Annotated in this window: 12 protein-coding genes; 11 read left to right on the top strand and 1 reads right to left on the bottom strand. The window is 38.3% G+C overall.

Features of this window, described 5'->3' with window-relative positions:
• On the top strand, positions 1–1,541 hold a 1,541-nt coding region (locus ACESNQ_RS01355), incomplete at its 5' end, for a glucosaminidase domain-containing protein (RefSeq protein WP_373074417.1).
• Between the two features lie 125 nt (positions 1,542–1,666).
• On the opposite strand, the gene ACESNQ_RS01350 is transcribed toward ACESNQ_RS01355, so the two are convergent.
• Positions 1,667–3,349: an Ig-like domain-containing protein gene (locus ACESNQ_RS01350; RefSeq protein ID WP_373074415.1), complete on the bottom strand. Its 1,683-nt coding sequence runs from the start codon at positions 3,347–3,349 to the stop codon at positions 1,667–1,669.
• A gap of 415 nt (positions 3,350–3,764) precedes the next feature.
• On the opposite strand from ACESNQ_RS01350, the gene pynA reads away from it, so the two are divergent.
• From pynA to lplA, 10 genes are all read left to right on the top strand, one after another.
• Entirely contained in the window at positions 3,765–4,457 is a 693-nt protein-coding gene (gene pynA, locus ACESNQ_RS01345) for a pyrimidine 5'-nucleotidase PynA (RefSeq protein ID WP_373074413.1), read from the top strand.
• Positions 4,458–4,518: 61 nt separating this feature from the next.
• Positions 4,519–5,172: a uracil-DNA glycosylase gene (locus ACESNQ_RS01340; RefSeq protein WP_373074411.1), complete on the top strand. Its 654-nt coding sequence runs from the start codon at positions 4,519–4,521 to the stop codon at positions 5,170–5,172.
• A 12-nt stretch (positions 5,173–5,184) separates the two neighbouring features.
• Positions 5,185–5,649 carry an NUDIX hydrolase gene (locus ACESNQ_RS01335; protein ID WP_001135775.1) on the top strand — a complete coding sequence of 155 codons (465 nt, stop codon included), beginning with the start codon at positions 5,185–5,187 and terminating at the stop codon, positions 5,647–5,649.
• Positions 5,650–5,661: 12 nt separating this feature from the next.
• On the top strand, positions 5,662–6,930 hold the full coding sequence (locus ACESNQ_RS01330) for a dihydroorotase (RefSeq protein WP_373074409.1): 1,269 nt from the start codon (positions 5,662–5,664) through the stop codon (positions 6,928–6,930).
• Between the two features lie 43 nt (positions 6,931–6,973).
• Entirely contained in the window at positions 6,974–8,314 is a 1,341-nt protein-coding gene (locus ACESNQ_RS01325; RefSeq protein ID WP_314943751.1) for an MATE family efflux transporter, read from the top strand.
• Between the two features lie 181 nt (positions 8,315–8,495).
• Positions 8,496–9,464: a thiamine pyrophosphate-dependent dehydrogenase E1 component subunit alpha gene (locus tag ACESNQ_RS01320; protein ID WP_036757432.1), complete on the top strand. Its 969-nt coding sequence runs from the start codon at positions 8,496–8,498 to the stop codon at positions 9,462–9,464.
• Positions 9,465–9,480: 16 nt separating this feature from the next.
• Positions 9,481–10,473 (top strand): alpha-ketoacid dehydrogenase subunit beta, encoded by a 993-nt coding sequence (locus ACESNQ_RS01315; protein ID WP_006152177.1) that lies wholly within the window; start codon positions 9,481–9,483, stop codon positions 10,471–10,473.
• A gap of 215 nt (positions 10,474–10,688) precedes the next feature.
• Positions 10,689–11,732 carry a dihydrolipoamide acetyltransferase gene (locus tag ACESNQ_RS01310; protein WP_006151524.1) on the top strand — a complete coding sequence of 348 codons (1,044 nt, stop codon included), beginning with the start codon at positions 10,689–10,691 and terminating at the stop codon, positions 11,730–11,732.
• Positions 11,733–11,771: 39 nt separating this feature from the next.
• Positions 11,772–13,475, top strand: coding sequence for a dihydrolipoyl dehydrogenase (lpdA, locus tag ACESNQ_RS01305; protein WP_061863051.1), 1,704 nt, complete (start codon positions 11,772–11,774; stop codon positions 13,473–13,475).
• Between the two features lie 59 nt (positions 13,476–13,534).
• Positions 13,535–14,524, top strand: coding sequence for a lipoate--protein ligase (gene lplA / locus ACESNQ_RS01300; RefSeq protein ID WP_004253729.1), 990 nt, complete (start codon positions 13,535–13,537; stop codon positions 14,522–14,524).
• Positions 14,525–14,548 lie beyond the last annotated feature (24 nt).

Below are 14,548 nucleotides of genomic sequence, written 5' to 3'. Positions count from 1 at the left end.
ACAAATGGGAAAAAATTAACGGTTCATGGTATCGTTTTGATGAAACTGGTATCATGTTAAGCAAAACCATTTATAATGGCTATCTTCTTCAGACTAGCGGTGCTATGGTTGAAAAAGATTGGGTAAAAATTGATGAAAAGTGGTACTATGCCACAGAATCAGGAAAAATTATCCGCAACAAATGGGAAAAAATTAACGGTTCATGGTATCGTTTTGATGAAACTGGTATCATGTTAAGCAAAACCATTTATAATGACTATCTTCTTCAGACTAGCGGTGCTATGGCTGAAAAGAACTGGGTAAAAATTGATGAAAAGTGGTACTATGCTACTGATTCAGGTAAAGTCGTTCGTAATAAATGGGAAAAGATTAATAGCTCTTGGTACTTATTTGACAAAGACGGGGTCATGTTGAGTAGTCAATGGAAAGATAAATACTACCTAAAAGATAGTGGCGCCATGGCTCAAAACGAATGGTTCTTTGATAAAAAATACAATAGTTGGTTCTACTTAAAATCAGATGGTTCTTATGCTGAAAACCAATGGCAAGGGTCCTACTATCTCAAATCATATGGTTATATGGCCAAGAATGAGTGGATCTTTGATAAGAGTTACAATGCTTGGTATTATCTAAAAGAAGATGGACTATATGCTACTGGAACACTCAAAATCAATGGGAAAAATTATAGCTTTGAAAATAACGGGAAGTGGATCTCTAATCCATCTAGTTATTATAAAGTAAAACCAATAACAGCCTATGTTTATAGTGCTTCTGGAGCTAGACTTAGCTATATTTCTCAAGGTACTATAGTTGCTGTTTCTGACACAGAATCTCAAGGTGACAGACTCCCAGTCCAAATTTCTGGACTTTCAGGTTTTATGAATAAGAGTGACCTTGTAGCTGTTAACACTAATAATGAGTTTATCCCTCATTACACAAGCGATGGTCGTTATCTTTATCACGAGTTATCACCTTATACCAGTATTCGTGTAGCACCTCATAGTTCATCGATGGCTATTGGTACAAAATACTATTCAGCAGATGGCGTTAACTTTGAGAACTTTAAAGTTGAGAACCCATTCCTCTATAGAGACCTAAGAAAGCCAACCAATTATACAGCAGCTGAACTAGATAAGGTTTATTCTCTTATGAATATTCAGGGTAGCCTCCTTGCAGGTAAAGGAGAGGTCTTCAAAGAAGCGGAGAAACGTTATCAGGTCAATGCACTCTATCTCATGGCTCACAGTGCTCTAGAAAGTGCATGGGGACGTAGTCAGATTGCTAAGGATAAGAATAACTTCTTTGGTATTGCTGCCTATGATACAACTCCATATGATTCAGCAAAGAGTTTTGACAATGTCGATAAGGGAATTTTGGGGGCAGCTAAATGGATCCGAGAGAATTATATTGATGAAGGTAGAACCCATCTTGGTAATAAATCATCTGGAATGAACGTTCTATACGCTTCTGACCCATATTGGGGAGAAAAGATTGCAAGTATCATGATGACTATCAATAGTAAACTTGGTGAAAAGGACTAAAATATTTTAAAATCGATGACTCTAAAATGGTTATCGATTTTTATTTTTAATCATACAAAAAGGATTTACTTTTTAAAAGTAAATCCTTTTTGAGCTTCTAATCAAACCTAATCTCTAATTTAGAATTAGTCTTTTTTTGATTTATGTAGAAATGCTACCAAAATAATGGATGAAATTAAAGTTACAAAACCAATGATAGTAACTAATGTTCCTTTACCTTCTCCAGTTTTAGGAAGTCCAGGTTTTTCTTCTGTTGTTGTGTTTTCAGTTGTTACTACTGTACTTGGTCCTTCAGTTGTTGTTGTAACAGTTGTAGGAGCTTCCGTTGTTGTCGTAACAGTTGTAGGTGCCTCAGTAGTAGTTGTTACTGTTGTAGGAGCTTCCGTTGTTGTCGTAACAGTTGTAGGAGCTTCTGTTGTAGTAGGCGCTTCTGTTGTTGTAGGAGCTTCTGTTGTAGTAGGCGCTTCTGTCGTTGTTGTAACAGTTGTAGGTGCCTCCGTCGTTGTTGTAGTTGTCTCTTCTTTTGAATTCACAATTGTTTTTGTTACAGCGTGATCAGTTCCAAAGTCTTCAATATTTACGACAGTGTCAGCATCTTTAATAACGAATCCTGCAGGAGCTTCTGTTTCTGTCAAAATATATTTATCTTTTAATAATGCATTAACAGTAATATTACCATTTTCATCAGTTTCGTATTCACCAATTACTTGATTGTTTGCTTCACGTACTACTTTAAATTTAGCGCCTTTGATAGGTTGGTTAGCGTCATCTACTTTATGGATATTGATTGAGTAAACATAACCAAGACCAGCACCACCAGCAATTTGAACTGCAGCACCATTAATTATGCTGTTACTTTCAATACCAACACCTTTAAGAGTTGCTTCATTTTTCAATAACTCACCATCAACAGGGTCATAATTTAGACGAACGTTATAAGAAATACGATATTGGTCTTCTTCTGTAATGTCCCCTAATTCGACAACGAAAGATTTTCCATCTTCACTAACTGTAATCTTGTGTTGGTCTGTCACATCAACGCGGTTTGAGAATACCCATTCACCAGTTTCGAAAGAGAATTTACCTTTGATAACCTTAATGCTATTTTTTACATAAGAAGCATTTGTAAATTGCAAGTGGTCCTCAATCGTTACACCTTTGATGTTTTGTTTTGTACGATTGACTGAAATAGTATATTGGACCTCTCTTTTATCACCTTCATTAACCCAACTAGTCTTTGTTAAAACTTTTGGATTTCCGTCTCCGATACCAGCAAATGAAACTTTACCACCAATTTTTGTTTCTTTGTTAATGGTGATTTCTACCGGAATTTCACCTTTTTGTGGGTGTTTTTTGAAATCTATACGAGCGTAAAAGAAGAAAGATCCGCTTGTATCAGAGTGCTTTTCGACATAATCTGTATAAGTTAAAGAAATGGACTTGTTATCTGCATTCACTTTGGCATGTGCGATAATTTCATTTGTATTGATATCTTTAACATCGAATGATTGTGAAGTAATCATCAAAGCATCCGGTACAGATATAACAGTAGTATCTCCTGCTTTGACATTTTTTCCAGCTAAATCAAAATCTGCATTGATTCGGAAAGTTGCCCACTGTTGCAAGTCCCAGTCGAGAACTCCACCTTCATTATTTGATACTTTAACATTTTGGATTGTATCCACAAATTTCCCTGATACTGAAACCTCAGGAGTTTCAGCAAAAGTTTTATTCAAACTAAAAACGAAAATAGTCGTCAATACGCATATCAAAAATGAGAAAATACTAAACTTTTTCTTTTTGTTCATCATATACATCCTTCTTATAAATTTAAGATAGTTTCTAAATATACTATAAAGTAGCGTCAATCACTAATTGAAAGACGAGTTAGTCATATAGGTTCATTTTATAGACAAACTTTAACCAAGCCTCCTCCTAGTCTAACACTAAAACTTCCCTACAACGTGAATTATATCACAATGAAGAATGTAAGGCAAATAATAATATAAAATAGTAACATATTTCCGACAAATTTCTAAAAAAATAAAAAGATTGTTCATTTTTTACAAACTTTTTAAACAATTTAACCTACACTGAGTTAAAAATTTAGTTAGGATATGAACTAAGTTTCAGAAATAAGATGTTCAATATGATATACTTAGAGCTAAGGATTGTGAAGATATTTTAACAACCATTATTTGGAAACTTTAGGATACTATACTTATGACTTATAATTTTCTACTTTTCGACCTCGACCATACCTTGCTCGATTTTGATGCTGCCGAGGATGTGGCCTTAACGCAACTTTTAAAAGAAGAAGGTGTTACCGATATTCAAGCCTATAAAGATTATTACGTTCCAATGAACAAGTCTCTCTGGAAGGATTTGGAGCTTAAAAAGATTACAAAACAAGAACTAGTCAACACACGTTTTTCAAAATTGTTTTCGCATTTTGGAATTGAAAAGGATGGCGTATACTTAGCTGAACGTTATCAGTTTTATTTAGCTCAACAGGGGCAGGTATTTTCTGGGGCCATGGAACTCTTAGATAGCCTTATTGATCTTGGTTATGAACTCTACGCTGCCACCAACGGGATAACTACAATTCAGACAGGTCGTCTGGCTCAATCAGGTCTGGCTCCCTATTTCAACCAAGTCTTTATTTCAGAGCAGTTGCAAACTCAAAAACCTGATGCACTATTTTATGAAAAAATTGGTCAACAGATTGCTGGATTTGATAAAGAAAAGGCCCTGATGATTGGAGATTCCCTAACAGCTGATATTCAAGGTGGCAATAATGCTGATATTGACACCGTCTGGTACAACTCACATCATTTAGAAAATAAAACGAAAGCTCAGCCGACTTATGAAGTTGACTCTTATCAGGCTCTGCTAGAACTCTTAGATAAACTGTAAAAAGTGGTTTCCATAGCCACTTTTTGCTATAATAGAGGCAGTAAAAACGAAGGAGTTGGCTATGCAACACTCATCTTGGCACGCCTTGATTAAGGAGCAATTACCGGAAGGTTATTTTGGGAAAATCAATCACTTTATGGAACAGGTTTACGCTCAAGGAACTGTATATCCTCCTAAAGAAAAGGTTTTTCAGGCTCTTTTGACAACTCCTCTAGAAGAGGTTAAAGTGGTGATTCTTGGTCAGGATCCTTATCATGGTCCTGGTCAGGCTCAAGGTTTGAGTTTTTCTGTTCCAGATAATATCCCAGCACCTCCTTCCTTGCAAAATATTCTTAAAGAACTTGCTGCTGACATTGGAGTTAAATCATCCCATGATTTGACAGCTTGGGCTGAGCAGGGAGTTTTACTTCTCAATGCTTGTCTTACAGTTCCGGCAGGACAGGCAAATGGTCATGCTGGGCAGATATGGGAGCCTTTTACAGATGCTGTAATTAAGGTTGTTAATAATCTTGATAGACCAGTAGTATTTGTTCTCTGGGGTGCTTATGCACGTAAGAAGAAGGTATTGGTAACAAATCCTCAACATCTGATTATTGAATCAGCTCACCCGAGTCCTCTTTCCGTTTACAGAGGATTTTGGGGTTCCAAGCCTTTTTCCAAGGCCAATACATTCTTAACAGAGACAGGACAAGAGCCGATTGATTGGCTTAGATAAGGAGAGAATAATATGCCCCAGTTAGCGACGATTTGCTACATTGATAATGGAAAAGAACTGCTCATGCTTCATCGCAATAAAAAGCCTAATGATGTCCATGAAGGAAAATGGATCGGTGTAGGTGGAAAGTTAGAGCGTGGAGAAACTCCACAAGAATGTGCGGCCCGCGAGATTTTAGAAGAAACAGGATTGAAGGCTAAGCCAGTTCTTAAAGGTGTAATCACCTTTCCTGAATTTACACCAGATTTAGACTGGTACACCTATGTGTTTAAAGTAACTGAGTTCGAAGGTGAGTTGATTGACTGTAATGAAGGGACTTTAGAATGGGTTCCTTATGATGAGGTTTTAAGCAAACCAACCTGGGAAGGAGACCACACCTTCGTAGAGTGGCTTTTAGAGGACAAACCCTTCTTTTCAGCTAAGTTTGTCTATGATGGTGATAAATTATTGGATACCCAAGTGGATTTCTACGAATAAAGGAGAAAGCAGATGTTACTAATCAAAAATGGTCGAGTAATGGATCCTAAGTCTGGTTTGGATCAAGTGTGTGATGTCTTGGTTGAAGACGGTAAAATTGTCAAAATTGCACCACAAATTAGTGAGAAAGATGCAGAGATCATTGATGCAACTGGTCTTGTAGTTGCACCCGGCTTGGTTGATATCCATGTTCATTTCCGTGAACCTGGTCAAACTCACAAGGAAGATATCCATACAGGAGCCCTTGCAGCTGCTGCTGGTGGATTTACAACTGTAGTTATGATGGCTAATACCAATCCAACCATCTCAGATGTTGAGACTTTGCAGGAAGTACTTCAATCTGCGGCAAAGGAAAAAATTAATGTTAAGTCTGTAGCAACAATTACCAAGAACTTTAATGGCCAAGACTTGACTGACTTTAAGGCGCTTTTAGAAGCTGGAGCCGTTGGTTTTTCTGATGACGGTATTCCTCTTGAAAGCAGTAAAGTTGTCAAGGAAGCCATGGAGGAAGCCAAAAAGCTTAATACCTTTATTAGTCTTCATGAGGAAGATCCCGGTCTGAATGGTACGCTAGGTTTCAATGAAAACATTGCTAAAGAACACTTCCATATTTGTGGCGCTACAGGAGTTGCAGAGTATGCAATGATTGCACGTGATGTCATGATCGCCTATGCAACCAAGGCTCATGTTCATATCCAGCACTTATCCAAGGAAGAAAGTGTTAAGGTTGTGGAGTTCGCTCAAGGTTTAGGAGCAAATGTAACTGCAGAAGTAGCACCCCAACATTTCTCTAAGACTGAAGCGCTTCTCTTGACTAAGGGAAGCAATGCTAAGATGAATCCACCACTTCGCTTGGAGTCTGACCGCCGTGCAGTTATCGAAGGACTCAAGTCAGGTGTCATTTCAGTAATTGCGACAGACCACGCGCCTCACCATGCTGATGAAAAGAATGTCGAGGATATCACCAAAGCTCCTTCAGGTATGACAGGACTGGAAACTTCATTGTCACTTGGTTTAACTTACTTAGTCGAAGCTGGTGAGCTAAGATTGATGGAATTATTAGAAAAAATGACTGTAAATCCAGCAAAATTGTATCATTTTGAAGCAGGTTATTTGGCTGAAAATGGTCCAGCTGATATTACCATTTTTGATGATAAAGCTGACCGAATTGTAGACACACATTTCGCTTCTAAAGCAGCTAATTCACCATTTATCGGTGAAACTTTAAAAGGGCAGGTAAAATACACTATTTGTAATGGACAGATTGTTTATAAAAACTAGATGAAATACTGCTCTATAAAATTTAAATTTAGAGAGAGTCTGTATGTATCCAACCCATCATTTTAAAGACAAGTTCATTTTATTTCTTAAGATTTTCTTCCCTATTTTGGTTTATCAATTCGCAAATTATTCGGCTTCCTTTGTCGATACAACCATGACCGGCCAGTATAATACTATTGATTTAGCTGGTGTATCAATGGCTACTAGCTTGTGGAATCCTTTCTTTACTTTTTTAACAGGTATTGTTTCTGCCTTAGTTCCTATAGTTGGGCATCATTTAGGACGTGGGAAAAAAGAAGAAGTGGCTTCTGATTTCTATCAGTTTCTTTATCTTTCGCTTGGCTTATCCATTTTTCTATTTGTTTTAGTTTTTCTGGTTGCTCCTCTAGTTCTAAATAATATGGGATTAGAAGCAGCGGTAGCAAATATAGCAGTTCGTTATCTATGGTTTTTAGCAATAGGGATTATTCCTCTCTTACTCTTTAGTGTAATTCGTTCGTTACTGGATGCACTTGGATTAACAAGGTTGTCCATGTATTTGATGCTTTTATTACTCCCTCTCAATAGTGGTTTTAACTATTTATTGATTTATGGTGCCTTTGGTTTTCCTGAGTTGGGAGGAGCAGGAGCGGGACTTGGGACCTCTATGGCTTATTGGGCCTTGTTGGGTATATCTATACTAGTCCTTCTTAAACAAGAAAAATTAAAAGAACTACATTTAGAAAACCGACTACCTTTAGACAGGAATAAAATAAAAGAAGCGATAAAACTGGGGTTACCTATTGGTGGAACTGTATTTGCAGAAGTTGCTATTTTTTCAGCCGTTGGCTTGATTATGGCGAAGTTTTCATCCTTGATAATAGCTAGCCATCAGTCTGCCATGAACTTTTCATCTCTTATGTACGCCTTTCCTATGAGCATTTCAACAGCGATGGCTATTGTTGTTTCTTACGAAGTTGGTGCTAAACGTCTAGGGGATGCTAAAAAATACATAAAAATTGGACGACTATCAGCTATGGCATTCGCAATTTTAACACTTTCTTTTCTGTATGTTTTTAGAGAAAATGTTGCCAGTCTCTATGGTCATGATCCAGAGTTTATTCAACTAACTGCTAGTTTTATGACTTATAGCTTATTTTTCCAGTTAGCTGATACATTTGCGGCACCATTACAAGGGATTTTACGAGGCTACAAAGATACTGTCATACCTTTCTACCTTGGTCTCCTTGGATACTGGGGAGTTGCTATCCCTCTTGGTTTGTTTCTAGATTATTCAACAAATCTCGATGCTTATTCATATTGGATAGGTCTTATCGTAAGTTTAGTTGTCAGCGGATTACTCTATCAGTGGCGTTTACAAGTTATTATGAAAAGATTCAAATAATTTGTTGAAAATATCCATGGAAATCAGTTTGTGAAATAGCCGTTTTACATAAAGAAAAGTCTTGATTTCATTGACTTTTCTTTTTTTATATTGTGAAAAAATATCAAGCATAATCTTTGACTATAGTTAACCTATAAGTTAGAATAGAACTATAAGAAATTAAACTTAGAAAGGCAAGATTATGTCAACTTTAGATAAAAATCTTTTGCTTGAGATGTTCCGTAAGATGGAAGAAATTCGTCGTATGGATTTAAAAATTGCTCAATTAGTAAAAAAAGGTAAAGTGCCAGGTATGACGCACTTTTCTGTTGGTGAGGAAGCTGCAAACGTTGGGGCTATGTTAGCTCTAAACGAAGACGATCTCATAACATCGAACCACCGTGGTCACGGACAAGCCATTGCTAAAGGAATCGACCTTAATGGTATGATGGCTGAAATCCTTGGTAAGTATACTGGAACTTGTAAAGGTAAAGGTGGATCAATGCACATCGCCGACCTAGATGCGGGTAACCTTGGTGCTAACGGTATCGTAGGTGGTGGTATGGGAATCGCAGTAGGTGCAGCCCTTACTCAACAAATGAAAAACACTGGTAAAATCGTTGTCTGCTTCTTTGGTGATGGAGCGACTAATGAAGGTGTATTCCACGAAGCTGTTAATATGGCTTCAATTTGGAATCTTCCGGTAATTTTCTACTGTATCAATAACGGTTATGGTATCTCTGCCGATATTAAGAAAATGACAAATGTCAAGCATATCCATGAGCGTAGTGCTGCTTACGGTATTCCTGGAATGTTTATCGAAGACGGTAACAATGTTATCGATGTCTACGAAGGATTTAAGAAAGCAGTTGACCATGTTCGTTCTGGTAAAGGTCCTGTCTTGATCGAAAGTGTAACTTACCGTTGGCTTGGTCACTCATCATCAGACCCTGGTAAATATCGTACACGTGAAGAAGTCGATGAGTGGAAAGAAAAAGATCCAATCGAAAACCTTCGCAAGTACCTTGTTGAAAATAAAATTGCTAGTGCAGAAGAACTCGAAGAAATTCAGGCTCAAGTCAAGGAAGCAGTGGAAGCATCTGTTAAGTTTGCAGAAGAAAGTCCATTCCCTCCACTAGAATCAGCTTTTGAAGATATTTACGCAGACTAAGGAGAAGTAGAGAAATATGGAAACAAAATTAATGTCTTTCCGCGATACCATTATCCTTGCAATGTCTGAGGAAATGCGTCGCGATGAAAATGTACTCTTGATGGGTGAAGATGTCGGTGTCTTTGGTGGAGACTTTGGTACATCTGTAGGTATGCTTGAAGAATTTGGACCAGAACGTGTTCGTGACTGTCCGATTTCCGAAGCAGCTATTTCTGGAGCAGCTGCTGGTGCTGCTATGACTGGACTTCGACCAATCGTTGACATGACTTTCATGGACTTTTCTGTTATTGCCATGGATAATATCGTCAACCAAGCAGCTAAAACTCGTTACATGTTTGGTGGTAAAGGTCAAGTACCAATTACAATCCGCTGTGCCGCTGGTAACGGAGTAGGTTCTGCAGCACAACACTCACAATCATTGGAATCATGGTTCACTCATATCCCAGGATTGAAGGTTGTAGCTCCAGGTACACCAGCTGATATGAAGGGACTTCTTAAGTCTTCTATCCGTGACAACAACCCTGTTATCATTCTTGAATACAAATCAGAATTTAACCAAAAAGGTGAAGTTCCTGTTGATCCAGACTATACTATCCCACTTGGTGTCGGAGAAATCAAACGCGAAGGAACTGATGTAACAGTAGTAACATACGGTAAAATGCTTCGTCGTGTTATGCAAGCAGCTGAAGAATTGGCTGAAGAAGGCATCTCAGTAGAAGTAGTAGACCCACGTACTTTGGTTCCACTTGATAAAGACATCATCATTAACTCAGTTAAGAAGACTGGAAAAGTAGTTCTTGTCAACGATGCCCACAAGACAAGTGGTTTTATCGGTGAAATTTCAGCTATTATCTCAGAATCAGAAGCATTCGATTATTTAGATGCACCTATTCGCCGCTGTGCAGGGGAAGATGTACCAATGCCTTACGCACAAAATCTTGAAAATGCAATGATTCCAACAGTTGAAAGCATCAAAGATGCAATCCGTAAAACTCACAACAAACAATAATACATAAAATAAATTATGTAAAAAAATAATCAGACGAGAAGCTTTGTATCTAATAGATGCAAAGTTCTCTACGTCCTTGATATCTTAGATTAGAGCACGGGCTAAAAGCTCGGAAAAAAGATAAATCTCCTTGACTTCATCGAAGTCTACGTTGATTTCCTATTTTTCGGTCGCTTTTAAACGCCCTTTGCATCATAAATAGAATAGGAGAGGTCATGGCTGATGATAAGCTAAGAGCGACTCCTGCAGCTAGAAAATTGGCGGATGATTTAGGAATTAATCTCTACGATATTTCTGGCTCAGGCGCAAACGGTCGTGTCCACAAAGAAGACGTGGAAACATTTAAAGACACTAATGTGGTTCGCATTTCACCACTTGCAAAACGAATTGCCCTTGAACATAACATTGCATGGCAGGAAATCCAAGGAACTGGTCATCGTGGCAAGATTATGAAGAAGGATGTTTTAGCTTTCCTTCCGGAAAATATTGAAAACGATACGATTAAGTCACCTTCTCAGATTGAAAAAGTGGAAGAAGTTCCAGATAACGTAACTCCTTATGGAGAAATCGAGCGTATTCCAATGACACCGATGCGTAAGGTTATTGCTCAACGTATGGTTGAGTCATACTTGACTGCACCAACCTTCACGCTTAACTACGATGTCGATATGTCTGAAATGCTTGCCCTTCGTAAGAAAGTTCTTGATCCAATCATGGAAGCAACTGGCAAGAAAATTACTGTTACAGACTTGCTTTCACTTGCGGTTGTTAAGACTCTTATGAAACACCCATACATCAATGCTTCATTAACTGAAGATGGTAAGACAATTATCACTCACAACTATGTCAACCTTGCGATGGCTGTTGGAATGGATAATGGATTGATGACACCAGTTGTTTACAACGCTGAAAAACTCAGCTTGTCTGAGTTGGTAGTTGCATTTAAAGACGTTATTGGACGCACCTTGGATGGTAAATTAGCTCCTAGCGAATTGCAAAATTCAACCTTCACCATCAGTAACTTGGGAATGTTTGGTGTTCAATCATTCGGTCCAATCATTAACCAACCGAACTCAGCAATCCTTGGGGTTAGCTCAACAATTGAGAAACCTGTTGTTGTTAATGGTGAAATCGTGATTCGTCCAATTATGAGTCTTGGTTTAACAATTGACCACCGTGTCGTAGATGGTATGGCTGGTGCTAAGTTTATGAAAGACTTGAAAGCTTTAATTGAAAACCCAATCTCAATGTTGGTTTAGAGAATTTATTTTTAGAAATATAGATAAAGGAAGTAAGATATGGCCTTAGAAGTAATTATGCCAAAAGCCGGCGTGGATATGACAGAAGGACAAATCGTCCAATGGAATAAAAAAGTCGGAGAATTTGTAAAAGAAGGAGAAATCCTTTTGGAAATCATGACTGACAAAGTCAGCATGGAATTGGAAGCAGAAGAAGACGGTTACTTGATCGCTATCCTGAAAGGGGACGGCGAGACTGTTCCTGTTACTGAAGTTATCGGTTATCTTGGTGAAGAAGGGGAAAATATCCCAACAGCTGGAGCAGCTGCACCAGAAGCTAGTCCAGCACCTGCAGCAAGTGCTTCGAACGATGATGGTAAGAGCGATGATGCTTATGATATCGTTGTTATTGGTGGTGGACCTGCTGGCTATGTATCTGCTATTAAAGCAGCTCAATTAGGTGGTAAGGTTGCTCTTGTTGAGAAATCTGAACTTGGTGGAACTTGCTTAAACCGTGGATGTATCCCAACTAAAACTTACCTTCACAACGCCGAAATTATCGAGAATATCGGTCATGCAGCAAATCGTGGTATCGTAATTGAAAATCCTAATTTCACAGTTGATATGGAGAAACTTTTAGAAACAAAATCTAAAGTTGTCAATACCCTTGTAGGTGGTGTTGCAGGACTTCTTCGTAGCTATGGAGTTGATGTTCATAAAGGTATCGGTACTATTACTAAAGATAAGAATGTCTTGGTAAATGGTTCTGAATTGCTTGAAACTAAGAAAATCATCCTTGCTGGTGGTTCAAAAGTAAGCAAGATTAACGTTCCTGGAATGGAATCATCACTTGTTATGACTAGTGACGATATCCTTGAAATGAATGAAGTACCAGAAAGCCTCGTTATCATTGGTGGTGGAGTTGTCGGTATCGAACTCGGACAGGCCTTCATGACATTTGGTTCAAAAGTTACTGTTATCGAAATGATGGACCGTATTGTCCCAGCAATGGATGCTGAAGTATCTAAGAACCTCCGTTTGATTCTTGAGCGTAAAGGTATGACTATCTTGACAGGTACTAAACTTCAAGAAATTATTGAAGAAGATGGCAAACTCCGTATCAAGGTTGAAGGAAAAGATGATGTCATCGCAAATAAAGCCCTTCTTTCAATCGGTCGTGTTCCAGATCTTGAAGGAATCGGAGAAGTTGAGTTTGAGTTAGACCGTGGTCGTATCAAGGTTAACGAGTACATGGAAACCTCTGTTCCTGGTATTTATGCACCAGGTGATATCAATGGTACTAAGATGTTGGCCCACGCTGCCTTCCGTATGGGTGAAGTAGCGGCTGAAAATGCCCTTAAAGGAAATCACCATGTTGCTAAATTGAACTTGACTCCTGCAGCTATTTACACACTTCCAGAAGTAGCAGCAGTTGGTTTGACTGAAGAACAAGCTCGTGAGAAATATGATGTCCAAATCGGTAAATTCAACTTTGCCGCAAACGGACGTGCAATCGCATCAGATGCTGCTCAAGGATTTGTTAAAGTCATTGCAGACAAGAAATATGGTGAAATCCTTGGTGTTCATATCATTGGTCCTGCAGCTGCTGAATTGATCAATGAAGCGTCAAGCATCATCGAAATGGAAATCACTGTTGAAGAAATGCTTAAGACAATCCACGGTCACCCAACATACTCTGAAGTTATGTACGAAGCATTTGCTGATGTTCTTGGAATGGCTATCCATTCACCTAAGAAAAAATAAAAATAGATAGACTAGACTGGAATTATTTTTCCAGTCTCTATCGTATTAGAAGGTATCTTATGAAATACATTATCAATCATTCAAACGACACTGCTTTTAATATCGCTTTAGAGGAATATGCTTTTAAACACCTTTTGGACGAGGATCAAATCTTCCTTCTTTGGATTAACAAACCATCTATCATTGTAGGTCGTCACCAAAACACCATCGAAGAAATTAACCGTGACTATGTACGCGAAAACGGTATCGAAGTAGTCCGTCGAATCAGTGGTGGTGGAGCTGTTTACCATGATTTGAACAACCTTAACTATACCATCATTTCGAAAGAAGATGAAAACAAGGCCTTTGACTTCAAGAGCTTCTCTACTCCAGTTATCAATACTTTGGCTGAACTTGGTGTTAAAGCTGAATTTACAGGCCGTAACGACTTAGAAATCGACGGTAAGAAATTCTGTGGAAATGCACAAGCCTATATCAATGGCCGTATCATGCACCATGGTTGTCTTCTCTTTGACGTGGATTTGTCAGTCCTAGCTAACGCACTTAAAGTGTCTAAAGATAAGTTTGAATCAAAAGGGGTTAAATCAGTCCGTGCTCGAGTAACTAATATTATCGATGAGTTGCCAGAAAAGATCACTGTTGAAGAATTCCGTGATTTACTTTTGGAATACATGAAAAAAGAATACCCTGAGATGACTGAGTATGTCTTCTCAGATGAAGAATTGGCTGAAATCAATCGTATCAAAGAAACTAAGTTTGGAACTTGGGACTGGAACTATGGGAAATCACCAGAGTATAACGTCCGTCGTGGAACTAAATTCCCAAGCGGTAAGGTTGAAATCTTTGCTAATGTTATTGAGTCAAAAATTCAAGACATCAAGATTTACGGTGACTTCTTTGGCATCGAAGACGTAGCAGCAGTAGAAGATGTCCTTCGTGGCATTAAATACGAACGTGAAGATGTTCTTAAAGCACTTCAAACTATTAACTTAGGCCGTTACTTCGCAGGAATTACTGCAGAAGAAATTGCTGAAGCTGTTGTTGAATAAAGTAAAAGATATCCATGTTAAATG

This window comes from Streptococcus infantis (genome assembly GCF_964243025.1).
GTDB lineage: Bacteria > Bacillota > Bacilli > Lactobacillales > Streptococcaceae > Streptococcus > Streptococcus infantis_N.
This window is presented reverse-complemented; position numbering and strand designations above follow the sequence as displayed.